The 25,275-nt window shown below is 73.2% G+C and carries 11 protein-coding genes and 1 pseudogene; 2 read left to right on the top strand and 10 right to left on the bottom strand.

Translation table 11 applies throughout. The features are described 5' to 3' along the window. Nucleotides 1–248: 248 nt before the first annotated feature. Genes H504_RS0110125 through H504_RS0110090 form a run of 8 tightly spaced genes read right to left on the bottom strand, consistent with a single transcriptional unit; the run spans nucleotide 249 to nucleotide 7,804 of the window. The gene (locus tag H504_RS0110125) at nucleotides 249–440 is read right to left on the bottom strand and encodes a hypothetical protein (RefSeq protein WP_026422680.1); all 192 of its coding nucleotides are present in this window, start codon (nucleotides 438–440) and stop codon (nucleotides 249–251) included. A gap of 21 nt (nucleotides 441–461) precedes the next feature. Next, a complete protein-coding gene (locus H504_RS0110120) occupies nucleotides 462–1,973 on the bottom strand; it encodes an FAD-binding oxidoreductase (RefSeq protein ID WP_035303889.1) in 1,512 nt (503 codons plus the stop codon). 37 nt (nucleotides 1,974–2,010) lie between these two features. Then, nucleotides 2,011–2,760, bottom strand: a complete 750-nt coding sequence (locus H504_RS41920) for a maleylpyruvate isomerase N-terminal domain-containing protein (RefSeq protein ID WP_051385700.1) — start codon at nucleotides 2,758–2,760, stop codon at nucleotides 2,011–2,013. Then, on the bottom strand, nucleotides 2,757–3,875 hold the full coding sequence (locus H504_RS34300) for an alpha/beta fold hydrolase (protein WP_051385699.1): 1,119 nt from the start codon (nucleotides 3,873–3,875) through the stop codon (nucleotides 2,757–2,759). The genes H504_RS41920 and H504_RS34300 overlap by 4 nt, the downstream gene beginning before the upstream one ends. Then, complete coding sequence (locus H504_RS34295; RefSeq protein WP_035303887.1) at nucleotides 3,872–4,651, bottom strand: 2-oxo acid dehydrogenase subunit E2; 780 nt, start codon at nucleotides 4,649–4,651, stop codon at nucleotides 3,872–3,874. Before H504_RS34295 ends, H504_RS34300 begins: the two co-directional genes overlap by 4 nt. Further along, nucleotides 4,648–4,872 (bottom strand): phosphopantetheine-binding protein, encoded by a 225-nt coding sequence (locus H504_RS0110100; protein WP_026422677.1) that lies wholly within the window; start codon nucleotides 4,870–4,872, stop codon nucleotides 4,648–4,650. The genes H504_RS34295 and H504_RS0110100 overlap by 4 nt, the downstream gene beginning before the upstream one ends. Then, nucleotides 4,869–6,773, bottom strand: a complete 1,905-nt coding sequence (locus H504_RS34290; protein ID WP_035303884.1) for an HAD-IIIC family phosphatase — start codon at nucleotides 6,771–6,773, stop codon at nucleotides 4,869–4,871. Before H504_RS34290 ends, H504_RS0110100 begins: the two co-directional genes overlap by 4 nt. Beyond that, a complete protein-coding gene (locus tag H504_RS0110090; protein WP_026422712.1) occupies nucleotides 6,770–7,804 on the bottom strand; it encodes a beta-ketoacyl-[acyl-carrier-protein] synthase family protein in 1,035 nt (344 codons plus the stop codon). Before H504_RS0110090 ends, H504_RS34290 begins: the two co-directional genes overlap by 4 nt. A 268-nt stretch (nucleotides 7,805–8,072) precedes the next feature. Here H504_RS0110090 and H504_RS34285 point away from each other — a divergent pair, with 268 nt between their 5' ends. Next, nucleotides 8,073–18,437, top strand: coding sequence for an SDR family NAD(P)-dependent oxidoreductase (locus H504_RS34285; RefSeq protein WP_425394049.1), 10,365 nt, complete (start codon nucleotides 8,073–8,075; stop codon nucleotides 18,435–18,437). A gap of 28 nt (nucleotides 18,438–18,465) precedes the next feature. Further along, nucleotides 18,466–22,542: pseudogene (locus H504_RS0110075) on the top strand (type I polyketide synthase); the annotation flags it as partial. A 75-nt stretch (nucleotides 22,543–22,617) separates the two neighbouring features. Here H504_RS0110075 and H504_RS34280 read toward each other — a convergent pair. Together H504_RS34280 and H504_RS0110065 are read right to left on the bottom strand one after the other, a co-directional pair. Then, nucleotides 22,618–24,609, bottom strand: a complete 1,992-nt coding sequence (locus tag H504_RS34280; RefSeq protein ID WP_084467520.1) for a DHA2 family efflux MFS transporter permease subunit — start codon at nucleotides 24,607–24,609, stop codon at nucleotides 22,618–22,620. Nucleotides 24,610–24,631: 22 nt separating this feature from the next. Next, nucleotides 24,632–25,165, bottom strand: coding sequence for an allene oxide cyclase barrel-like domain-containing protein (locus tag H504_RS0110065; protein WP_157440324.1), 534 nt, complete (start codon nucleotides 25,163–25,165; stop codon nucleotides 24,632–24,634). Nucleotides 25,166–25,275 lie beyond the last annotated feature (110 nt).

Below are 25,275 nucleotides of genomic sequence, written 5' to 3'. Positions count from 1 at the left end.
TCAGACGCGGTAATCCAGGCAGATTCCCGTTTTCCGTCGGACAACTTCAGCAAATGGTTGAGCCATTGTCCGCCAGAGGACATACGGCGTGAACGCGCGAGAACACTTCCCGGCACGATCGCGAGACGACCGAGGAGGAAGGGTCTAGACCAAATGCCGCCGATCGCGCGAAGGGCGGACACCTCAGCCCAACGCGGGCAGTCCCCGTGCTCCGACTCGGTCCGGCACTGCGAGATCCGCCGCGGATCTCAGGCGGCGCGGAGGCGGAGGGTGGCGGTGGATTTGCCGGTGGGGTCGATGAGGAGGGTGTAGGGGGTGGGGGTGGGGGGTGGTTGGGTCCAACTGTCGGCGAAGGCGCCGTAGAGTTGGTCCCGGTTCGGTTGTCCGGCAGCGCCGATCCATCCTTTGTGGATTGATTGCCGCCCGGACCGCAGACTCACCCGAACACGGTTGGTGAGCGTTCAGCCGATCGCCTGTGGGAAGGTGAAGAAGCGGTTCGGGTCGTACTGGTGTTTGACGTCGACGAGCCTGGCGTAGTTGGCGCCGTAGTAGGAGGTCTGCCAGCCGTCGAGGTAGGGGTCGATGAAGTTCTGGTAGGTCGAGGTGGAGTAGCGGCTGAGCGCGCCGAACCCGGTCGCCGCCCAGGCCAGTGCCGCCGACCGCTCCTGCGCCGCGGGGGCGCTGCCCGCCAGGCTGGTGGACACGGCCATGCTGAACTGGGCGTCCCGGTGCACGAAGGCGGTGGCGTCGGGGGCGACGGTGTTGGCCGTGCCGCCGAAGAGACCCGCGCCGTGGATGGCGCGCAGGTGACCCGCCCTGCGGTCGGCGTCGAACGCGGTGAGCAGTTCGTCGACGGCCGTGGTGGACATGGCCGCGCCGAAGAGCCTGCTCCGCTCGATGGTGAAGTCGGCGCGGGGCAGTTGGGCGACCGGGGTGGTGCCGACCCGGTGGCACTGGTCGACCGTGCGCTCCGAGCAGTTGTAGCGCTGCATCATCGCGTCGCGGTAGGTCAGGTCCTGGGCGGTGCGGCTGGTGGGGGCGTGCCCGACGCGCGACGCCAGGTCGTCGAGCGCGGTCTCCAGCGCCGCGGGCGAGCCGCTCCAGGCGCCGAAGACGAGGACGACCGGGACGGCGCCGGGCGCGGCGTCGGTGAGTTGGACGACCATGCCGGAGCCCAGTTCGAGCGGGGCGTCGACGGCCCACTGCTGCCAGCCGCGGATGACGTCGGCGGCGTCCGCCCAGGCCCAGGACGTGCTGAAGTTGATCATCCGGTTGACCGGGACCGGGGTGACCTCGAACGCGGTGACGATGCCGAAGTTGCCGCCACCACCGCCGCGCAGGGCCCAGAACAGGTCGGGTTCCCGGGCGGCGCTGGTGTGCACCAGGCGGCCGTCGGCGAGGACGACGTCGGCGCCGAGGAGGTGGTCGCAGCCCAGGCCGTGCTTGCGGGTGAGCATGCCGATGCCGCCGCCCTGGATGAAGCCGCCCGCCCCGACCGTGGGGCACAGGCCACCGACGATGCCCAGGCCCTGCGGCCACAGCGCGTTGAGCGCGTCGACCTGCTGCACGCCCGGCCCGATCACGACCGAGGACGGGCCGCTGGTGACCGAGCGCAGCCGGGACAGGTCGACGACCAGGCCGCCGTCGGTGAGGGAGTAGCCAGCGGGGCTGTGGCCGCCGGAGCGGGCGGTCACCCGGATGCCGTGGTCCTGCGCGAAGCACACGCTGGTCACCACGTCGCGCGCGGACGCGCAGTAGGCGATCGCGGACGGGTTGACCGCGTCGAACTCGGCGAAGTGCAGTTGCTTGGCCTGCGGGTAGTCGGCGCTGCCGGGCAGGACCAGGGTGCCCTGCAGGTTGCGCCGCAACTGTTCCCACGCGCTGGGCCACACCGGGCCCGCGGCAGCCGTGGCCGCCGTGGCGATGGCGGCACCGGCACTCGCTCGCAGCAGCGAACGGCGGGAGAGGGTCATGGTGTTCTCGCTTTCCGTCCTGGATGGTCGGCGCTGGTCACGGCGCGCGGACGCCGTAGAGCAGGGCGGCGTCGCCGGTGGTGGTGGCGGTCGTCGGGCGGCCCCACAGCGCGCGGTACACGCCCTCCGCGGAGCCCGCGAGCACCACGTCCGCGTCGACGGGGCTGTCCGGCACCGTCACCTCGGGGATGCGGTCGGGGACCAGTCGCATCAGCCAGAACCGGTCGACGTCCCGGGCGTGCACCAGCACCGTGCCGGTGACCGCGATCGGCTCCCGGTGCGAGACGAACGACGGGATCATCGCGGTGAGGAAGCGGTGCACCCCGTCGGCGGCGAAGTCGGGCTGGTAGCCGAAGGTGAGCAGGTCGGGCTGGTCGGCGCCGCGCAGGGCGTACTCGGCGTCCAGCCGGTGCAGGGCCATCTCGTGGGCCATGATGCCCAGCCAGAACTCGACGGTGCGCGGGGCGCCGGGCGAGAAGACCCAGGACGGGGCGGCCGGGTCCAGGTCGGGCAACCGCTCCAGGAACTCGCTGCCGCGCTGCTGCCACCACGCGAACGCCGACTCCCAGTCCTGCGGCGGTTGCACGAACGGCGGCCAGGTGCCCGCCGGGTCGGCGTCCAGGCTCTTGAGCGCGGCGTCGTTGATCCGACCGAGGTGCCCGACCAGACCGGTCAGCGTCCACTCCGGACACGTCGGGATCGGCGCGTCCGGAGCGAGCTCGAGCACGATCTTCTCGATCGCCGCCGCGTGCGTGATGATGCCCTCGACCAGTGTTCGCTTGTTCAACCCGCCACCACCTCTGTTCGTTGGGACTCCCGCCGGGGGGACCCGATCCGGGATCGCAGCCGGGCCGCCCGCAGCGCGGCGCCGACGAGCGCGCGGTGCACCGGACGGCCACCGCGCATCCGCAGGACGGTGTGCACCGCCCAGAGCCGGGTTTGCGCGATGTGCCGCGGCGAGCCGTGCACGTCGTCGGCGCGCACCAGGTGGACCGCACGGATCCCGGTGCGGACCAGTTCCGGGTCGCCCGGCGGGATGATCTCGTCGCGGTCGCTCGCCGCGTAGCCGACCGGGATGTCCAGCGCGGCGAGGTCGTCGTCGGTCAACGCCCACGGCGCCATCAGCTCGCCGAGCCCGTCGGCCGGGGAGCCGGTCAGGTGGGCCAGCGTGTCGACGGTGACCCTGGGCAGCGCGGCCCGCCACCCGGCGTCGGTGAAGAACTGCCGGACGGGGGCGCCCGCGGTGACGACCCCGCGGATCCGGTGGTCCCGCAGGGCGGCGCGCAGGGCCAGGTGGCCGCTGAAGCTGAACGCCAGCAGGTAGCACGCGGTGGGGTCGACCCGGTCGGCGACGGCGTCGAGGACGGCGCTGAACAGCCGCGCGCTGTCGCCGTCGTAGCGCAGCGGGTTCTCGCCGACGCCGGGCATCTCCAGGACGACCCCGGCCAGACCGAGGCGGGCGATCGCGGGCAACGCCGGGCCCCACTGCTCCTTGACGCTCACGATCCCGCCGCACATCAGCAGGACCGGTCGGCGGTGCCGGGCGGACAGACCGGTGGTCCAGCACCGGACCCGCGCGCCATCGACGTCGAGGTCGAGGCGCTCGACCGACCGGGGGGCAGCCCATTCGGCGAACGAGTCCGCGCAGTCGCGCTGGGCTTGAGCGCGGGCCTCGCCGTCGACGTAGGGGAAACGGGCCATGGTGTAGTGCCCGACCGCCGCCAGGGTCTCGCCCCGGTCGCGCAGCCGGTCGGCCGCCCGGGACCACTCCCCGGTCCACGCCCCCGGCGCGTCGCCGTCGTCGGTGCGGATGCGGTCCAGGACGGTGCGGGCGCCGGTCAGGCCTTGGGCCTTGGCGTGCAGCCAGGCGAACTGCTTGAGCTCGTCAACGTCGTTGCTCACCCGGTCACCTCCGGCTCGCCGTCGGCAGCGGTGAAGCGCTCCAGCCGGTCGCGGATGGCGGTGAGCACGTCGGCGGCCTCGGCGCCGTCGATCACGCGGTGGTCGAAGGCGAGGTTGAGCCGCAGCACCGGCGCGACGCCGACCCGGCCGTCGCGGACCACCGGCCGCTCGACGACCCGGCCGACGCCCAGGGTGATCGTGGTGCCGCCCACCGAGTGGAACCCGTCGACGGCGGCGTGGCCCAGCGAGCTGACGGCGAGCGTGCCCATGGTGCGGCCGCGGGCCCGCAACGACCGGGAGACAGCCTTGAACGCGAGCGCGCCCAGCGGCCGGGGCAGCCGGTGCAGCGCCCGGGTCCGGGCGAACTCGGGCATCGTCTCCGGGTCGCCGTCGCGGTAGTGCGCCAGCGACCGCTGGATCTCGTCTAGTCCGGCGGTGTGCACGTCCGGCAGCACCGCGGACAGCACGACCCGGTGGCCCGCGAGCCGCTTGTCCAGGGCCAGCTTGACGTGCACCGCGTCGTACCTGGCGACCTTGGGCCGGATCCCGCCCCGGATGGCGGAGTTGGCCTCGGGGTGTTCGGCGAGCACCCGCGCGGCGGCGTGCAGCAGGTAGGTGGTCCACGAGTAGCGGGTGTCCCCGCCCCGGCGGTCCCGGTGGTCGCGGACGGCGGTCATGTCGACCTCGGTGTCCAGGAAGACCGGCGCGAACGACCGGGCGTAGCCGAGGAAACCGAGGGTGTGCCTGCGTTCCCGGGCGACCGGCGCGACGCTCATCCGCCCGCCGCCAGCGCGTACACCGAGCCGAGGGTGGGTGCCGAGAGCAGGTCCGGCACCGACAGCGGCTTGCCGACCGCCCGCTCCAGCAGCGCGAGCAGCCGCAGCGAGTTGATCGAGTTCCAGCCGGGGACCTGGTCGAACCCCCGGTCCAGGTGCTCGGCGGAGATGTCCAGGCCCAACTCGTCGCGCACCAGGTCGACGAACTCGTCGGCGGTCATGCGGGGGTCCCTTCAGCGCGGGCCGGGTCGACGGGGTCGCCCAGGACGAGGCGCACGTGGTCCGGCGGCGGAGCGATCCGGGTGAGGTCGTGCCGGTAGGTGGGGTCGGGGCCGTCGACCGGTTCGAACCCGTGCCGGGGGTAGAACTCGCGGACGCCGTGGTTCTTCGCGGTGGGCCGGTACACACCCTGCACGGCCTCGACGCCGGACTCCCGGGCGTGGCCGAGCAGCGCCGAGAGACATGCCTGTTCGACGCCGCGGGAGAACACCCGGCAGCTCAGCACGAAGTTGTCGATGTGGCCGACGGCGCCGTCTCGGCGGTAGCTGACCACGCCGACGATTCCGCTGTCGCCGAACCGGTCGCGGACCCGGATGGTCAGCACCTGTCGGGCGGGGTCGGCCAGGGCCGCGCGGACGTCGTTCTCCTGCCACCGCTGGGTGGTCAGGTTGAACTGGTTGGTGCGCAGGCTCATCTGCGACACCCGCGGTACCTCGGCGTCCGTCGCCGCCGCGAAGCGCACTTCCAGGTCGAGTTGCCGCAGGTAGTCGTCGAGTGTGGCGAAGCTGTCCAGCAAGTCCCTGCGGGCCAACTCGGCGCGGTAGGTCGCGGCCCGGATGCGGTCGGTGGCGGTCAGCGCGCGGGTGTCGAACCAGCCGTCCCGCAGCAGGGCACCGAGGTGCGTCGCCGGGTCGGTACCGACCTGGACGACGGCGACCTCGGGCAGTTCGTGCCGCACCAGACCGCATTCGAAGGTGCTGTCGTCGACGAACACGAAGCTGTCGACGCCGAGGTTGAGCGCGTCGGCGAGGGCGCGGAGGTTGTCGGACTTGGGCAGCCAGTTCGCGACGACCCGCACGAAGTCGTCCTCGGTGAGACCGAGGTCGGGGTGCTCGCGCAGGACCGCGCTGACCGGTTCGGCGTCGTTCTTGCTGACCACGGCGAGCAACACGCCCTGGGAGCCGATCTGCTTGACCAGCTCGCGGAACGCGGCGAAGGCGGCGCCTGCGTACCCACCGGCGACGGTGATCCCGTCCGCGCCGTCCTCGGCGAGGATCCCACCCCAGAGGGTGCCGTCGAGGTCGAGGGCCAGGACCTTCTTGGTGCGACCGGTGAGCTGGCGGGCCAGGTGACCGACTTCCCTGGCGTAGCCGGTCAGCAGCTCGGCGGACAGGTGGGCCCCGGCGTAGACGCTGAGCCGGGGGTCGACTGCCGCCGGGCCCTCGGCGATCAGCGGGTCGAGGTCGATCACCACCAGGTTCGACCGCTGCTGGGCCAGGGTCAGCAACCGGGCGTTGGCCTCGCGCCAGACGACACCGAGCCTGCCGCGGGAGCGGTAGTCGAGCAGTTGCGCGCCGCGGTCGCGGGGCAGCGGGACCGTGTTGAGCACCAGGGTCGCGGAGGTGGTGGCGGTGAACCGGGTCAGCAGGCCCTCGATCAGGGCGAGCTTCTCGGCGAAGACCCGTTCGACGTCGTCGGGTCCCCACGGGGTGGGGACCTCGTCGAACACGACCCGCGGGTCGAGCAGGCAGAGCACGATGTCGGGTTCGGCCCGGTAGAGCGCGCTGTCCGGGTCGGACAGGTCGAAGACGTAGCTGTCGAAGTCGGCGACGTGCGGGCGCAGCAGCAGGCCGTGCCGGGCCAGTTCGGCGGTGAGCGGCGGGACCAGCGGCTCGACCGTGCCGTGGCCGGTGATGGCGACGGTCAGCACCGGCTGCTCCGGGTGAGCGACGAGCACGTCGGCCGGGTCGAGCCGGGCCAGCAGTTGGCCGCACCGCGCCAGGTCCTCGGCGTCGACCTCGGCCAGCAACCGCCGGACCGCGGGGTAGTTCGCGGCCAGCGCGCCCGCGCGGTGCAGGTCGAGCAACCGCTGCCGGGCAGTCGGGTCGGTGGTCGTGGTCACCGGGCACCCCCCTTGGCGAGCACCAGCCCGGCCTTGATCCACTTGCTGGACTCGACGGCGATGGCGACCGCCCGGGTCCCGGCGCCCATGTCCGGCAGCAACCGCTCGAGTTGGAAGAACGGCAGCGCGTTGGCGGCGTTGCCGGTGTCGGCGACGCAACTGATCTCCCGCGCGCCGGGCAGGTCGAGGCCGCGCACGATCTCGTCGGTCATCCGCACGGAGAGCTGCGGCGGCAGCAGGTAGTCGACGTCGGTGTCGACCCAGCCCTCGTCCTTGAGCAGTTCGTCCAGGATCTCGCCCGCCATGACCGGCACCGACTCCTCGATCGCCTTGAAGTCCTCGGCGAAGGCGGGCAGGTCGAGGTGCCGGTCGCCGAGGCCGAACCACTCGACCCGCTGGCCTGGCGGCCGGTTGAGCCCGGTGAACCGGACCAGCACCCGCCGCAGCCGGACCGGGTCGGGGACCGGCAGGCCGGTCAGCACGGCCGCGCCCGCGCCGTCCCCGAACAGCACGGTGTTGATCAACTGCTCTGGCGGCAGCTTGGCGAAGTCCACGCTCAGGTCGACGTGCTTGGCGCACACGTCGCCGCCGAGGACCAGCGCGGTGCGGTGCCTGCCGGTGGTGATCAACTGGTGCGCGATGTCCAGCGCCTGCACAGCGCCGCTGCAACCGGACTGCAGTTGGTAGGTCGGCACGCCGTCGATGCCGAGCCGGTCGGCGATCAGGTTGACCGTCGCGGGCATCAGCGCGTCCGGGGTCGCGGTGCCCAGGACGACCAGGTCGATGTCGGCGGCGGTCCGGCCCGCGGCGGCCAGCGCCCGGCGGCCCGCGCTCTCGCCGAGGTCGGCCAGCGAGTGCGTGATCTCCCCGGTGTCCAGGTCGACGGCGAGGTGGCGGGTCTTGGTGCCGATGAACGAGTCGATCCACTGGGCGAACACCGGGCCGCTGCCGAACAGCTCGCCGAGGCGCGCGTTGTCGATCGGCGGCCCCGGCAGCGCGGTGCCCACCGCGGCCAGGTTGATCTCGGCCATCGCGGTCCTTCCGGCAGGTCTGGGAACGCGCCGCGGTCGGGTCGGCGCGTGACGGGGCAATCGTCGGGGCGGGCCGCAAAGAGCCGCTAAAGGCGGCCTTGCCCGCTGGGCCCGCCGGCAGGCCCTAGGACAGCCTTTAGGCACCGCGCCGACGATGGCCGTTGCGCTCGCGCCGCGGCCACGCCGCCGCGGCGCGGGACCCGTTCGCCGTGCGCACCCGGGGAAGAGGGACGCGATGACCGATGACAGGCAACCGGATGAGACCCGCCTGGTCGACTACCTCAAGTGGACGACCGCGGAGCTGCGCCGGACCCGGCAGCAGTTGGCCAGGGTGGAGTCCGCCGCGCACGAACCGATCGCGGTCGTCGCGATGGCGTGCCGCTACCCGGGCGGGGTCCGCGACCCGGAGGGCCTGTGGCGGCTGGTCGCCGACGGGACCGACGCCATCGGCGCGTTCCCGACCGACCGGGGCTGGGACCCGGCCGGGCTCTACCACCCCGACCCGGACCACCCGGGCACCAGCTACGCCAGGACCGGCGGGTTCCTGTCCGACGCGGGCGCGTTCGACCCGGCGTTCTTCGAGATCAGCCCGCGCGAGGCGGTGGCGACCGACCCGCAGCAGCGGCTGCTGCTGGAGACCGCCTGGGAGGCGGTGGAACGGGCCGGGATCGTGCCGGAGTCGTTGCGCGGCAGCCGAACCGGGGTGTTCACCGGTGTCATCTACAACCAGTACGCGCCCGGGGTGTCCGAGGCGACGGACGGCTACTTCCTGACCGGCAACACGACCAGCGTGGCGTCCGGTCGGGTGTCCTACACACTCGGGTTGGAAGGCCCGGCGCTGACCGTGGACACGGCGTGCTCCTCGTCGCTGGTCGCGCTGCACTTGGCGGTGCGGTCGCTGCGCGAGCGGGAGTGCGACCTGGCGCTGGCGGGCGGGGCGACGGTCATGCCGACGCCGAGCCTGTTCGTGGAGTTCAGCCGCCAGCGGGGGTTGGCGCCGGACGGCCGGTGCAAGTCGTTCGCGGGAGCGGCCGACGGGGCGGGCTTCGCCGAGGGCGCCGGGGTGCTGCTGGTGGAACGGCTCTCGGACGCGCGGCGCAACGGGCACCCGGTGCTCGCCGTGATCCGGGGCAGCGCGGTCAACCAGGACGGGGCGTCCAACGGCCTCACCGCGCCGAACGGACCCGCGCAGGAGAAGGTCATCCAGCAGGCGCTCGCCGACGCCCAACTGTCCACAACGGACATCGACGCGGTCGAAGCGCACGGCACCGGCACGACACTCGGCGACCCGATCGAGGCGCAGGCGCTGCTGAACACCTACGGCCGGGACCGGGATCGGCCGCTGCGGCTCGGCTCGATCAAGTCCAACATCGGGCACACCCAGGCCGCCGCGGGCGTCGCCGGGGTGATCAAGATGATCATGGCAATGCGGCACGGCATCCTGCCCAGGACGCTGCACGTGGACACCCCCACCCCGCACGTCGACTGGACGAGCGGCGCCATCGGCCTGCTTACCGACCCGAGCCCGTGGCGGGCGGGCGGGCAACCACGGCGGGCCGGGGTGTCCTCGTTCGGGATCTCCGGCACCAACGCCCACGTCATCCTCGAAGAGCCACCTGCCGAAGACCCCGCGACTCCGGAGCTCGCCAATCGGGAGCTCGCCGGGGGTGCGGTGCCGTGGGTGCTGTCCGGGCGGACGGCCGAGGCGGTGCGCGATCAGGCGCGGCGGCTGCTCGACCTGCCGGAGACCCACCCGTCGGATATCGGGTTCGCCCTGGCGACAAGCCGAACCAGGTTCGCGTACCGGGCCGCGGTGGTGGGCGGCTCGTGGGCGGAATTCCGCGCGGGACTTGCCTCGGTGGCCAATGGCCGACCCGCCGGGAACGTGGTCACGGCAGTTGCGGGGGCGGAGGCACGGCCGGTGTTCGTGTTCCCCGGTCAGGGTTCGCAGTGGGAACGCATGGCGGTCGACCTCTACCGGGAATCACCCGTGTTCGCCCAGCACCTGGACGCGTGCGCCGAAGCCTTGTCCCCGCACACCGACTGGTCGCTGGTCGACGTCCTGCTCGGTGCCCCCGACGCGCCCACCCTCGACCGCGTTGACGTGGTGCAACCGGCGCTGTGGGCGATGATGATCTCGCTCGCCCGGCTCTGGGAGAGCCACGGCGTGCGACCCGCCGCCGTCATCGGCCACTCCCAGGGCGAGATCGCCGCCGCGCACATCGCGGGCGCGCTCACCCTGGCCGACTCCGCGAAGGTCGTCGCCCTGCGGTCACAGGCGATCACCGCGATCACCGGCGGCGGCATGATGTCGATCGCCCTCCCGGCGGACCGGGTCCGCGACGACATCGCCGAGTACGACGACCTGCACCTCGCCGCGATCAACGGGCCTGCGGCCACCGTCGTCGCGGGGAACGCCGACGAACTGCGGCACCTGCACGGCTGGTACGAGTCACGCGAGGTGCGGGCGCGGATCATCCCCGTCGACTACGCGTCGCACACCCCGCACATGGAACCGTTGCGGGAGCCGCTGCTCGCCGCGCTCGACATCACGCCGACGCGGGCAGACACCCCCTTCTTCTCCACCCTCACCGGGGAACTGCTCGACACCACCCGGCTGACGGCCGACTACTGGTTCCAGAACCTGCGCAATCCCGTGCGGTTCCAGACAACCGTCGACGCCATCGTCAAGTCCGGGCACTCGCTGTTCGTCGAGACCAGCCCGCACCCGGTGCTGACCGGTGGTATCGACACCGCGACCGCCCTGGGCACGCTGCGCCGCGACCAAGGCGACCTGCGCCAGTTCATCACCGCCCTCACCGAGGCCCACGTCCACGGCGCGCCCGTCGACTGGCTCCCCGTCTTCCCCGGCGGCAGGCACGTCGACCTTCCCACCTACCCATTCCAGCACCGCAACTACTGGCTGACCGCCCCGGCCGGGGCGGCCGATCCCGGGCGGCTGGGGCTCGCCGCGGCCGAGCACCCGCTGCTGGGCGGCGCGATCACCCTCGCCGACGGGACCTCGACCGTCCTCACCGGACACATCGGCACCGCAACCCATCCCTGGCTGGCCGACCACGCGGTGAACGGGACGCCGCTGCTGCCCGCGGCCGCGTTCGTGGACCTGGTGCTGCACGCGGCGATCCGGCACGGCTCGCACCAGGTGATCGACGAGATCACCCTGCACGCCCCACTCGTCCTCATCGGTCCGGTCCAGCTACAGGTCACGGTCCGCGACGACCACACGGTCACCGTCCACTCGCGACCTACCACCGACGACCGGCCGTGGGCACTGCACGCGTCCGCGACGTTGATCGCCGGAGCACCGCCGGTCACCACCCCGGCCCACTGGCCGCCACAGGGGGCCGCTGCGCTGGATCTCACCGATGCCTACGACCGGCTTGCCGAACGCGGCTACGAGTACGGTCCGACGTTCCAAGGGCTGCGCGCGGCCTGGCGCCTGGGTGACCAGGTCTACGCCGACCTCGCCCTGCCCGAGGACACCGAGGTCGGCGGCCACAGCGTGCACCCGGCCCTGCTGGACGCCGCACTGCAACTGCTCCCGCTCATGGCGGACTCGACCGAGGCCAGACTTCCGTTCAGCTGCACCGAGATCGCGCTGCACGCGGTAGGGGCGGTCACGGCCAGGGCGATCGTCACCACCGGTGCGACCACGAGCGTCACGATCCTGGACAACGCCAACTCCCCCGTCGTCACCATCGGCGGGCTGCACACCCGAGCGATCACCGTGGACAGCCCGGTGAGCAGCCAACCGCCGTTGCACCTCACCTGGGCCGAGTCGCCCCTGCGGCAGGCCGAGCCGAGCGCGGACTGGGTCACGCTCGACGGCGACTTCGCAGCGGTGGCGCAAGCCCGGCCACCGGTGGTGTTCGCTCCCATCAGGACATCGGGCGAGGACGTGGTCGAGGAGACCCACCGGGCAACCAGGGACGTCCTGCGGCTGGTGCGGCGGTGGTTGGCGGATGAGCGCCTGGTCGACTCCCGGCTCGTTGTGCTGACCCGGGGCGCGGTCCCGGTGGGGTCGGATGTCGAGGACCTGGCCGCCGCGGCCGTGTGGGGTCTGCTGCGGTCGGCCCAGACCGAGCACCCCGACCAGTTCACCCTCCTCGACGCCGACACCTCGGACCCGGCCGCGATCGCCGCCGCGGTCGCCTCGGCCGAGCCGCAGATCGCCCTGCGGAACGGGACGGCGTTCGTCCCCCGGCTCGCGCACGCGACGCCACCGGCCGTCGAGCCGCCCTCGTTCGACGGGACCGTGCTGATCACCGGCGGAACCGGCGTCCTGGGTCGCGTGCTGGCCCGGCACCTGGTCGCGCGGGGTGCCCGGCATCTCCTGCTCGTCAGCCGCCAGGGTCCGGACGCGCCGGGGGCGGCCGAACTGACCACACTGGACGCCGAGATCACGGTTGTCCGCTGCGATGTGTCCGACCGGGACCAACTGGCCGGTGTCCTCGACGCGATCCCGCCCGAGCACCCGCTCACCGCGGTCTTCCACGCGGCGGGCGTCCTCGACGACGGCGCGGTCGGCTCCATCACCGACGACGGTCTGACCACCGTGCTGCGCCCCAAGGTCGACGCCGCCTGGCACCTGCACGAGCTGACCGCGCACCTCGACCTCGCGGCGTTCGTGCTGTACTCCTCCGCCGCGGCCACCCTCGGCAGCCCCGGCCAGGCGAACTACTCGGCGGCGAACGCGTTCCTCGACGCCCTCGCGCACCACCGCCGGTCCGGCGGCCGTCGGGCGACCTCGCTCGCCTGGGGCCTGTGGCAGGCGGACAGCGCGCTCACCGGGGACGTCGACCGGTCCAGGCTCGCCCGCGGCGGGATCGCGCCGATGCCGACCGAGGCCGCTTTGGCCCTGCTCGACACCGCTCTCGCCCTGGACCTGCCGCACGTCGTGCCCGCGCACCTGGACCTGGCCGCGCTGCGCGAACGCGCCAAGGCAGACGCGGTGCCGGTGGTCCTGCGCGGACTCGTGCGAACCCCACCCCGGCAAGCGGCCACGGCGGGCACCGCGACGGGGATCAAGGGCAGGCTCGCGGGCGAGCCACCGGCCGAGCGGCAGCGGATCGTGCTCGACCTGGTACGCGCGCAGATCGCGGCCGTGCTGGGGCACACCGACCCAGACCTGGTCGAACCGACCCGGGCCTTCAAGGAACTCGGGTTCGACTCGCTGACCGCCGTCGAACTGCGCAACCGGCTGAACACCGCGACCGGCCTGCGGCTCCCCGCGACCACCGTCTTCGACCACCCCAGCCCCACGGCACTCACCGAACACCTGCTGGCCCAACTCGTCGGCACCCCCACCGCGAACGCGGCAACGGTGACCGTGACGCGCACCGACGAGCCGATCGCGATCGTCGGCATGGCCTGCCGCTACCCGGGCGGGGTGCGGACTCCGGAGGACCTGTGGCGGCTGGTCGCCGATGGCGTTGACGCGGTCGGCGACTTCCCCACCGACCGGGGCTGGGACCTCGACGCCCTCTACCACCCCGATCCCGACCACCACGGCACCGTCTACACCCGCAACGGCGGGTTCCTGCGGGACGCGGACCGGTTCGACGCCGCTTTCTGGGGGATGAGCCCGCGTGAGGCGCTGGCCACCGACCCGCAACAGCGGTTGCTGCTGGAGACGGCGTGGGAGGCTGTCGAGCGCGCGGGCATCACCCCCGCAGCGCTGCGCGGCAGCCAAACCGGTGTCTACACGGGAGTGATGTACAACGACTACGCCGCCCGGATCAACCCGATCCCGCCCGAGTACGAGGGCCTGATCGGCACGGGTAGCGCCGCCTCGGTCGCCTCCGGTCGGATCGCCTACGCGCTCGGCCTGCGCGGGCCCGCGTTGACCATCGACACCGCCTGCTCGTCGTCACTGGTGGCGACCCACCTCGCGGTGCGCGCCCTGCGTGACCACGACTGCCGGTTCGCGCTCGCGGGCGGGGTGACTCTGATGGCGACGCCGCAACTGTTCGTCGAGTTCAGCAGGCAGCGCGGGCTCTCGTTCGACGGGCGCTGCAAGTCCTTCGCCGCCACCGCGGACGGCACCGGCTGGGCCGAGGGCGCCGGGATGCTGTTGCTGGAGCGGCTGTCCGACGCCCAGCGGGACAACCACCCGGTCCTCGCGGTCATCCGCGGCAGCGCGATCAACCAGGACGGCGCCTCCAACGGGCTCACCGCGCCCAACGGCCCGGCGCAGGAACGCGTGATCCAGCAGGCGTTGGCCGACGCTCGACTGTCCACTGCGGACATCGATGCAGTGGAGGCGCACGGCACGGGAACCACGCTCGGCGACCCGATCGAGGCCCAGGCACTACTGGCCACCTACGGCAAGCACCGCGATCGTCCACTGCGGCTCGGCTCGGTCAAGTCGAACATCGGGCACACCCAGGCCGCCGCCGGGGTCGCGGGCATCATGAAGATGATCATGGCGATGCGGCACCACACGCTGCCCAAGACCCTGCACGTCGACGCGCCGAGCCCGCACGTCGACTGGGCGTCGGGCGCGGTGTCCCTGCTCACCGAGGCCGCGCCGTGGGAACCGGGTGAGCGGCCCCGTCGAGCGGCCGTGTCCTCGTTCGGCATCAGCGGCACCAACGCCCACCTGATCATCGAGGAACCGCCCGCGGTCAAGGTTCGGGAACCTGCCGAGGCGCTCCCGGTCGTGCCGTGGGTGCTCTCGGGCAAGACCGAGGCGGCCTTGCGCGCCCAGGCCGCGCAGTTGCGCGAACACCTGCGCAGCACCGACTTGTCACCGCTGGACGTGGCGTACTCGCTGGCGACCACCCGCACCGGGTTCGACCGGCGCGCGGTACTGGTGGGCGACGGTGCCGAGTTGCTGACCGGCTTGGACGCCCTGGCCACCGGCGGCGCGGCCACCATCCGGGACGAGGTCACCGCCGGTGCGACCGCGTTCCTGTTCACCGGTCAGGGCAGCCAGCGGCAGCGGATGGGTGCGCGGCTCCGGGTGTTCCCGGTGTTCGCCGCCGCGTTCGACGAGGTCTGCGCCGAACTCGACCGGCACCTGCCCCGACCGTTGGCCGGGGTCATCGCCGATGATCCCGCGGCGCTGGACCGGACCGAGTTCGCCCAGCCCGCGTTGTTCGCCGTCGAGGTTGCCCTGTTCCGGCTGCTGACCTCCTGGGGCATCCGGCCCGATCACCTGGTCGGTCACTCGGTCGGCGAGATCGCCGCCGCCCACGTGGCCGGTGTGCTGTCGCTGCCGGGTGCCGCCCGACTGGTGACGGCCCGGGGCAGGCTGATGCAGGCGCTGCCCGCGGGCGGGGTGATGATCGCCGTCCAGGCCGCCGAGGCCGAGGTGCTGCCGCTGCTGGCGCGCCGGGAAGCCGAGTGCGGGATCGCGGCGGTGAACGGGCCCACGGCGGTCGTGTTGTCCGGCGTCGAGAGCGCGGTCACCGAGATCGCGGCGACCCTGGCGGGCACGGGCAGGCGGACCAAGCGGCTGGCGACCAGCCACGCGTTCCACTCACCGCTGATGGCCCCCGTGCTCGACGACTACCGGGCGGTCGTGGCCGAGCTCGAATTCGCGCCGCCCGCCATCCCCATCGTGTCCACAGTGGATGGACGGGAGCTCGGCGCGGACGAGGTGTGCTCGCCGGAGTACTGGGTGCGGCACGCGAGTGCGCCGGTGCGGTTCCTGGACGCCGTCCGGGTGCTCGGCGACCGGGGTGTGACCACCTGCGTCGAGCTGGGCCCGGACGCGGTGCTGACCTCGATGGGCATCGAATGCCTGGGCACCGGTACCCGGTTCGTCCCGACGCTGCGCCGCGCCCGCCCCGAGGTGACGACCCTGGTCACCGCCGTGGGCCACGTGCACGCGCGCGGCGGCGAGGTCGACTGGGACGCGGTCTTCCCCGGGGCGCGCGCCGCGGCGTTGCCGACCTACGCCTTCCAGCGGCAGCGGTACTGGCTGGAGACGCCCGCGGCCGTCGTCGACAAGGCGGGCATCTCGGGCACCGGGCACCCCCTGCTCGCGGGCGTCGTGGACGTCGCCGAGTCCGATGACCTGGTGCTCACCGGCGTGGTCGGGACCCGCGGGCACACGTGGCTCACCGGGCACGCGATAGCCGACACCGTGCTGTTGCCCGGTGCCGCGTTCGTCGAATGCGTGCTGCATGCGGCCCGGTTGACCGGGAGCGGCCAGGTCGAGGAACTGACCCTGGAGGCCCCGCTCCCGTTGCCCGACCAGACCGACACCCGGCTGCAGGTGGCCGTGGCCGCGCCGGACCACACCGGTCGGCGTCGGGTCACCGTGCACTCCCGGGCTGGCAGCGACCAGCCCTGGACCAGGCATGCCTCCGGTGTGCTCGGCGCAGACCCGGGACCTGCGGCGCCCACGGCGGATCGACCCGCTGACGCCGTTCCGGTCGGGATGGACGAGGTCTACGACAAGCTCACCGACCTCGGCTACCACTACGGCGAGGCCTTCCGGGGTGTGCGGGCCGCGTGGCGGCAGGGTGACACGGTCTACGCCGAGGTCCGCCTGCCCGACGGAGTCGACGACGCCGGGTACGGCATCCACCCCGCGCTGCTGGACGCCACCCTGCACGCGCTCGTCCTCGGTTCGACGTCCACCCCGACCGACCGGGTTCTCGTCCCGTTCGGGTGGAACGGGATCACCTGGCACGGGAACGCGGCCACCGACCTGCTCGTCCGGCTGTCGTGGACCACCGAGACCTCGGTCTCGGTGCACGCCACCAACGCCGACGGCGACCCGGTCTTCACGATCGCGCGGCTGACGTTGCGCCCGCTCGACCCGGCTCAACTGCGCGCGGCGGGCGCGGACCGCTCCCGGTACCGGCTCGACTGGACCGAGATCCCGCTGCCCGAGCCGACCGGCGTCACGTCGATCTTCGTCGGCCCCGACCTCGACCTGCGCGATCCGGTCCCGGACGTCGTGGTGCTGCCGTGCGCGCCCGCGCCCGGCGATGTCGCCGAAGCCGTCCACACCGCCGCCAACTCCACAGCGTTGCGCGTGCTCGACGTCCTGCAGCGCTGGCTGGCCGATCCCCGGTTCACCGGGACCAGGCTGGTTCTGCTGACTGAGCGGAAGCACGAGCTCACGGCGGCTCCCGTGTGGGGTCTGGTGCGGGCGGCGCAGACCGAGCACCCAGGCCGGTTCACCGTCATCGAGGTCGACGACCCGGCGAACCCGCTGCTGCACCGGGCGATCGCCACCGGCGAACCGCAACTGGCGCTGCACGGCGACACGGCCAGGGTGCCCCGGCTGGTCCGCGCCCAGCCCGCCCCTGACGCCGAGCCGGAGTTCGACCCGGACGGCACGGTGTTGATCACCGGCGGCACCGGGACCCTGGGCGCGGTCCTGGCCCGCCACCTGGTCACCGCGCACGGCGTGCGGCACCTGGTCCTGGCAGGCAGGCGCGGTCCGGACGCGCCAGGCGCGGCGAAACTCGGCGCCGAACTGACCGGGCACGGCGCGACCGTGACCGTGGCTGCCTGTGACACCGCCGACCGGGACGCGCTGGCGGGCCTACTGGCCGCGATCCCGGCGGCGCACCCGCTGACCGCGGTCTTCCACACCGCGGGTGTGCTCGACGACGGACTGCTCGGCAACCTCACCGCCGACCGGTTCACCACCGTGCTCCGCCCGAAGGTCGACGCCGCGTGGCACCTGCACGACCTGACCCGGGACCTCGACCTGCGCGCGTTCGTCCTGTACTCCTCGGCGACGGCCACCCTGGGCAACCCGGGCCAGGCCAACTACGCCGCCGCGAACGCCTTCCTCGACGCCCTGGCCCGCCACCGCGTCGCGACCGGCCTGCCCGCGACCTCCGTCGCGTGGGGGATCTGGGCGGAGGGCACCGGCGGCGCGGTCGACGCGCAACGGTCCCTCGACGGGTTCGCCGCGATGCCAACGGATCTAGCACTGTCCTTGTTGGACACCGCGATGGTGGACGGTGAACCGGTTCCGGTGCTCACCGCCATCGATCCCGCCCGGCTGCGCGGGCACGCCGACAGCGGTGCGCTGCCCGCGGTACTGCGCGACCTGGTCACCCCTTCCAGCCGCGGCACCGGGTCGGTCGACGCGAACGCGTTGGCGCGGCAACTGGCCGGGCTACCGGAGGTCGCCCGGCGCAAGACGGTGGTGGAGTTCGTGGTCGAACAGGTCGCGACCGTGCTCGGACACGCGGGAAGCGGCGCCGTGGAACCCGAGCAGGCGTTCGGCGACCTCGGGTTCGACTCGCTCACCGCGGTCGAGCTGCGCAACCGGCTGGTCGCCCGGACCGGACTGGCCCTCCCGGCGACGCTGGTGTTCGACCACCCGACCCCGCTCGCCCTCGCCGAACACCTGCACGACGAACTGGTCCCGGCGGCCGAACGCCCCGACGAGGACGTCCTGCGGCACGCCGTCGCGTCGATCCCGCTGGCCCGGCTGCGCGACGCCGGTCTGCTGGACCCGCTGCTGCGCCTGGCCGGGTTCGACGGCCCCGCCCCGACCGGGCCGGACGACGCCGAACCCGAGGAGATCGAGCTGATGACGGTGGACGCGCTGGTGCGGCTGGCACTCGACGAGAACGAGAGCGACACCGGGGATGACCGGGCCGACCAGGTGGCCCTCACGGATGGAGTCTGAGATGACGACGGCCAAGGACCAGGACAAGCTGGTCAGCGCGCTGCGCTCGGCGCTCAAGGAGACCGAGCGGCTGCGCAGGCGCAACCGCGAGTTGACCGCGGCCGCCGAGGAGCCCATCGCGGTCGTCGGCATGGCCTGCCGCTACCCCGGGGGTGTGCGGTCGCCGGAGGACCTGTGGCGGCTGGTGGCCGAGGGGCGGGACGCGACCACCGAGTTCCCGCGCGACCGTGGCTGGAACGTCGACGAACTCTACGACCCGGACCCGACCCGGCTCGGCCACACCTACAGCAGGCGCGGCGGGTTCCTGCACGACGCCGCCCAGTTCGACCCGGCGTTCTTCGGGATCAGCCCGCGCGAGGCGGTCACCGTCGACCCGCAGCAGCGGCTGCTGCTGGAGACCACCTGGGAGGTGGTCGAACGCGCCTGCATCGACCCGGTGTCGTTGCGCGGCAGTCGGACCGGGGTGTTCACCGGCGTGATGTACGGCGACTACGCGACCCGGCTCGGGCACGTGCCGCCGGAGCACGAGGGATCGTTGGGCACCGGCAGCGCGGGCTCGATCGCCTCCGGTCGCGTCTCGTACGCGCTTGGCCTGGAGGGGCCCGCGGTCACCATCGACACGGCGTGCTCGTCGTCGCTGGTCGCGGTGCACCTGGCCGCGAACGCGCTGCGCGGGCGGGAGTGCGGGCTGGCCGTTGCGGGCGGTGTGACGGTGATGGCATCGCCGCACGTGTTCGTGGAGTTCAGCAGGCAGCGGGGGCTCGCGCCGGACGGTCGGTGCAAGTCGTTCGCCGCGTCCGCCGACGGCACCGGCTGGGGTGAGGGCGTGGGGTTGCTGCTGCTGGAGCGGCTTTCCGACGCGCGGCGGCTGGGCCACCGGGTGTGGGGGGTGATCAGCGGGACCGCGGTCAACTCCGACGGCGCCTCCAACGGGCTCACCGCACCGAGCGGCCCCGCCCAGGAGCGGGTGATCCGGCAGGCGCTCGCGGCCGCCCGCATCGGTGCCGACCAGGTCGACACCGTGGAGGCGCACGGCACCGGGACCACCCTCGGCGACCCGATCGAGGCGCGGGCACTGCTGGCGACTTACGGCCGGGACCGCGGGCGCCCGCTCTGGTTGGGGTCGGTCAAGTCGAACATCGGGCACACCCAGGCCGCCGCCGGGGTCGCGGGCATCATGAAGATGATCATGGCGATGCGGCACCACACCCTGCCGAAGACCCTGCACGTCGACGCGCCGAGCCCGCACGTCGACTGGGCGTCCGGCGGGGTGGCGCTGTTGACCGAGGCGGTGCCGTGGCCCGCGGGCGAGCGACCACGGCGGGCCGGGGTCTCCTCGTTCGGCATCTCCGGCACCAACGCGCACGTGATCGTCGAGGAACCCCCGGCGGTCGCGGCCGAGCAGCCCCGCTCCGCGCGCCCGGTCGCCGGACCGTGGGTGATCTCGGCGAAGACGCCCGCGGCACTGGCCGCGCGGGCGGGCCAACTGCTGTCCGTTGTGGACGAACAGCCCGGCGACACCGGTTACTCGCTGGCCGCCACCAGGTCCACGTTCCGGCACCGGGCGGCGATCGTGGCCGAGCAGCACGAGGAGTTCGTGCTCGGGCTCAAGGCGCTGGCCGCCGGGGAGACCTCCGCCGCCGTGCTGCGCGGCACGGCGGCGACCACCGGCGCCACCGCGGTCATGTTCACCGGCCAGGGGTCCCAACGGCTCGGCATGGGCAGACAACTGGCCGGGACGTTCCCGGTGTTCGCCGACGCGCTCGACGAGGTGTGCGCGCACCTCGACCCGCTGCTGGAGCGCCCGCTGCACGAGGTGATGTGGACCGACGCGGACGCGCTCAACCAGACCCAGTACACCCAGACCGCCCTGTTCGCGGTGGAGACCGCGCTGTACCGGCTGGTCGAGTCGTGGGGCCTGCGCCCGGACTTCGTCACCGGTCACTCGGTGGGCGAACTGGTCGCCGCACACGTGGCGGGCGTGCTGTCGCTGCCGGACGCGGCCACGCTGGTCGCCGCCCGGGGTCGGGTGATGCAGGCGTTGTCCACGGCCGGGGCGATGCTGTCCGTGCGCGCCACCGAGGAGGCGGTCCTGCCGTTGATCGCCGGTCGGGCCGACGTCGGGATCGCGGCGGTGAACGGTCCGGCGGCGGTGGTGTTGTCCGGCGGTCGGGACTCGATCGACGAGCTGGAGCGGATCCTGTCCGGTCAGGGCCGCAAGACCCGGCGGCTCACCGTCAGCCACGCCTTCCACTCGCCGCTGATGCGGCCCGCGGCGGCGGAGTTGGCCGAGGTGGCCCGCGGACTCCGGTTCACCGCACCCGCTGTCCCGGTGATCTCCACGCTCACCGGGGAACCGGCCGAGTCGCTGACCGACCCGGACTACTGGGCGGACCACCTGCTCGGGACAGTCCGGTTCGCCGCCGGGATCACCGCCCTGCACGCCCGCGGCGTGCGCACGTTCGTCGAACTCGGCCCGGACGCGGTGCTGACACCGATGGCGCACGACTGCCTCGCGCACGACAGGTCGACCACGCTGGTGCCGCTGCTCAAGCGCGGAAGGTCCGAACGACTCACCGCGGCCACGGCGCTGGGCAGGCTGTACGTCGACGGGCACGCCGTGACCGTCGCCGCCGCCTTCCCACCCGGTTCCCGGCGGGTCGACCTGCCGACCTACCCGTTCGAACGCGACCACTACTGGCTCGACCCGGCCGACCGGGCCACCGCGGACGACTGGTTCTGGTCGGCGGTCGAGTCGGGCGACCGGGAGTCCATCGCGGCCGCGCTGCGGGTCGACGGCGGCGCCCTGGCCAAGCTCCTGCCTGCCCTGTCCTCGTGGCGGCGGCAGCGGCGGCACTGGCACCGGCTCGGCCTGCGCCCGGTCCCGGACGGCCCGGCGACCCTGCGCGGGACCTGGTTGGTCGTGGGGCGGCACCCGGGGATCGTCGAGGCGATCACCGAGCACGGCGGCAAGGTCGTGGCAGTCGCTGCGGACGGTGGCGCGGACGGTGTGGCCGACGCGGTGGACGAGTCTGTGACCGGGGTGGTGTGTGTCGGTTCCGCCGTGTTGGCGGCCGGACTGGTGGCGGCCAGGGTGCCGGTGTGGTCGACCGGGCCCACGCACGGCGCGACCGGGGTGATCGAGGTACCCGATGAGCTGGACGCCACCGGGCGGGCGCGGGTGGCCCGGGTGCTGTCCGGCGCGACCGGCGAGCACGATGTCGCGCTGCGACCGGCGGGGATCGTGGCCCGCCGCATCGAACCGGTCGGGCCTCCGGAGCCGACGCCGCCGCCGGACGGTGGAGTCGTGGTGCTCGGGGACGCGGGCGGTCTCGGGGTGCGCGTCGCCCGGTGGCTGGCGCGCCGCGGTGTGCCCGACGTCGTCCTGGTCGCGGACGCCGGGTCGGAGCCCGGTGTGACCGTGGTACCCGACCTGGCCGCAGCGCTGGAGGCGGTGCACTGCCGGACGCTGATCTGCGCGGGCGGCTGGGTGCCGGACCTGCCGGCGGACTGCTCGCTCGTGGTGTTCGCCCGCCTGACCGACCTGCTGCGCGGCTGGGCGGACCCTGTCGATCGGCCCGCGCTCACCGTCGTGTGGGGTCCCTGGTCCGACCAGCCCGCGGATCACGCCGTCCACCCGGACCTGGTGTTCGACCGCCTCCCGTGGCACGGCGGCGCGGCGTCCCTGATCGTCGCCGACGTCGACTGGGACGAGGTCGCCGCGACCGCCGACCCGCGCGCGGCCCGGCTGCTCGCCGCGGTCACCACCGCCCCCAGTGTCGTCTCGCCTGCCGCCGGTACCCGCTCCGAGCAGTACGCCGACCGCGCCGACGAGTTCCGCCGCCGCTTCACCGACCGCTCCCCCGCCGACCGGGAGGAACTGGCCGTCTCGCTGCTCACCGCGCAGGCCCAGTCCCTGTTGGGGACCGCGCCGGTGTCACCGGAGAGCAACCTGCTCGACCTGGGCTTCACCTCGATGACCGTGCTCGAACTCGCCACCGTCGTCCGCGACCACACCGGGATCGACCTCACCCCGGCCGCGGTCTTCGACCACCCCACCCCGGCAGCCCTGGCCCGCCACCTCGCGACGGCCGCCGCGGGCTGACCGCGGACACAGCACCGGGGCCCGGTGGCGGCTGCCACCGGGCCCCGGTGCTGTCTCGATCAGCGGCGCGGTCGATCAGGGAGTGCCGGTGGCCGGGCACATCTCGATGCGTGCGTTGAGCGAGTGCCGGAACTCCAGGATCTGGAAGTGGCGCTTGCCGACCATCCCCCGGTACCGGCCGCTGGTGCCGACCAGCGGCAGGAACTGCCACGCCTTGTGGCCATCGGCCTGGGTGACGTTGAACAAGCCCGCGGCCTCGACGGAGCCGTCCGGCAGGTCGATGCGCTCGTCGGAGTGTTCGACGAGGTCGCCGTCGGGCAGGGCGAACGGCACGTTGATGAGACCGTAGACGGTGCCGACCTGGTTGCCGGACCGGTCGTGGAGGCGGTCGAGGTAGGTGCCGCTGTCGCCGACGCTGGGGAACGGGCCGCCGAGTTCGTTCTCGGTTCCGTCCACAATGGTCTCCGACAGGTCGTCCAGCACCACACAGCCCTGCGGCGGCGCGGCTGACGAGGTGGCCGAGCCGGTGAGCAGGGCGGCGGTGACGGCGACCAGCGGCACGATCACGCGGACGCGGGTGTGGCCGGACATGGTGGTTCCCTTCTTGCCTGGACGGGATCGGCGTGGACCTCGTCGGCGACCGTGGTCTCGGTGTGGGGCGGCGGGGCAGGGTGGAGCCAGCCGGTGGCGCGGGATGAACAGGGCGAGCAGGCCGCCCGCGATCACCACGGCGGCACCGATCCACAGCGCGGTGGTCATGCCGCCGGTGAAGGCGCGAGCCAGGTCGACCGGGGACAGGATCTTGGCGTGGCCGAGTACGGTGCCCAGGACGGTGGACAGCACCGCGACCCCCAGCGCGCCGCCGACTTCGCGGACGGTGTTGTTGGCGCCGGACGCCTTGCCGTACTCGTCCTCGCGCACTGAGCCGAGCACGACGGTCATGGTCGGCGCGAACACCAGCCCCATACCGACCCCCGCGATGGCCAGCGCGGGCACCAGGTCGCCGTAGGGCAGGTCGATCCGGCTGATCGCGGCGATCCACACCAGCGCCCCGCCCTGCAGGAGCAGCCCGAGCGCCATCAGCCGCCCGCCGCCGACCCGGTCGACGACGGCACCGGCGACCGGGGCCACCAGCATCGGCATGGCCGTCCACGGCAGGGTGCGCAGACCGGACTCCAGCGGCGAGAACCCCAGTGGGCCCTGGTAGTACTGGACCAGCAGGAAAATCGCGCCGAAGACGCCGAAGAACATGGCCAGCGACGCCAGGTTGCTCAGCACGAACGCGGGCACCCGGTAGAACCGCAGGGGCAGCAGCGGCGCGGGCGCGCGGCGCTCCCACCAGACGAACGCGACGCCGAGCAGCACCGCGGCCACGAAGGAGCCGAGGATCAGTGGGGAGGTCCAGCCCGCGGCGTTGGCGCGGACGATCCCGACGACGGCGGTGGTGACCGCGGCGGTGGCGAGCACGACGCCGGGCAGGTCGAGTTCGCGGTCGCGGCCGGTGCTCTCCGCGATCACCGCGCGCACCAGCGGGATGGCGACCAGCACGATCGGCACGTTGATCCAGAAGATCCACTGCCAGGCGAGGCCCTCGGTGACCGCGCCGCCGACCAGCGGGCCCAGCGCGACGCCAAGTCCGTTGATCCCGCCCCACAGGCCGATCGCCATGCTGCGCCGCGCCGCCGGGACCGCGCCCGCGACCAGGGTGAGCGACAACGGCTGCACGGCGGCGGCGCCCATCCCCTGCACGGCGCGGGCGACCACCAGCAGCACGGCGCTGTCGGCCAGCGCGCAGCCGACCGACCCGATCCCGAAGACCACGAGGGCACCGAGGAACACCGCCCGTCTGCCGTACCGGTCACCGAGGGCGGCGCCGGTGAGCAGCAGGCCCGCGAAGGCCAGGATGTAGCCGTTGACGACCCACTGCAGGTCGGCCACCCGGGACAGACCGAGGCCCGCGCCGATGGCGGGCAGCGCGTTGGTGACGACCAGGTTGTTCAACGACACCAGGAACATCGGCAGCGACGCCGCGATGATCACCAGGGCGGTGCGGGGCTTGCCTGCCATCTTCGCCTCCCGTTCGTCCCGATCAGCGGCCGGAGCGCAGCATCCCGGGTGGGCACATCTCGATCCGCACGGCGAACTCGTCCGGTCCGACGGCCTGGGCGTAGCGGTCGCCGAGGTGGCCGGTGTAGCCGCCCCGGGTGCCGACGACGCCGACGCGTTGCCGGTCACCGGCGGCCTTGCGCACCGGGTCGTAGACGCCCTGGGCGAGGATCGTGCCGCCGGGGAGCTCGACCGTCTCGACCAGGTGCTCCTGGAGACCGCCGCCCGCGAGCCGGTGCGCGATGTCGGTCCGGCCGGTGATCGAGCCGACCTTGGCGCCCGTCGCGTCTCGCAGCTCGGCGACGTAGGCGCTGCTGTCGCCCAGTGCCGGGTGAGGGCCGCCGAGTTCGTTGACCGAGGCCCCGACGACCTTCTCCACCAGCCGGTCCCACACCGCGCACCCCGACGACGGCTCAGCCGCGGCCGGACCGGGCGCACCGCACGAGGACACCGCCGCCACCCCGGCCGTGACGGCGGCCAGCACCACAAGCGCGCGGAAAGGCTTGGCAATGACCATGGTCGGACCCCTCGTCGGCCGCACCGGACAGCGCGAGACTAGGCACGGGTTCTAAAGAACCCCTTGCCGCGGCGAGCTTTAGCCGGTGGCAAGCCGACCTTAAGCCCGGT

This window comes from Actinokineospora inagensis DSM 44258, assembly GCF_000482865.1.
Classification (GTDB): Bacteria; Actinomycetota; Actinomycetes; order Mycobacteriales; family Pseudonocardiaceae; genus Actinokineospora; species Actinokineospora inagensis.
This window is presented reverse-complemented; position numbering and strand designations above follow the sequence as displayed.

Excerpts from the sequence above, each read along its gene's own strand:
- H504_RS0110120 (WP_035303889.1), bottom strand. The coding sequence starts at position 1,973 with ATGACCCTCTCCCGCCGTTCGCTGCTGCGAGCGAGTGCCGGTGCCGCC.
- H504_RS34295 (WP_035303887.1), bottom strand. The coding sequence starts at position 4,651 with ATGAGCGTCGCGCCGGTCGCCCGGGAACGCAGGCACACCCTCGGTTTC.
- H504_RS0110100 (WP_026422677.1), bottom strand. The coding sequence starts at position 4,872 with ATGACCGCCGACGAGTTCGTCGACCTGGTGCGCGACGAGTTGGGCCTG.
- H504_RS0110090 (WP_026422712.1), bottom strand. The coding sequence starts at position 7,804 with ATGGCCGAGATCAACCTGGCCGCGGTGGGCACCGCGCTGCCGGGGCCG.
- H504_RS34280 (WP_084467520.1), bottom strand. The coding sequence starts at position 24,609 with ATGGCAGGCAAGCCCCGCACCGCCCTGGTGATCATCGCGGCGTCGCTG.
- H504_RS0110065 (WP_157440324.1), bottom strand. The coding sequence starts at position 25,165 with ATGGTCATTGCCAAGCCTTTCCGCGCGCTTGTGGTGCTGGCCGCCGTC.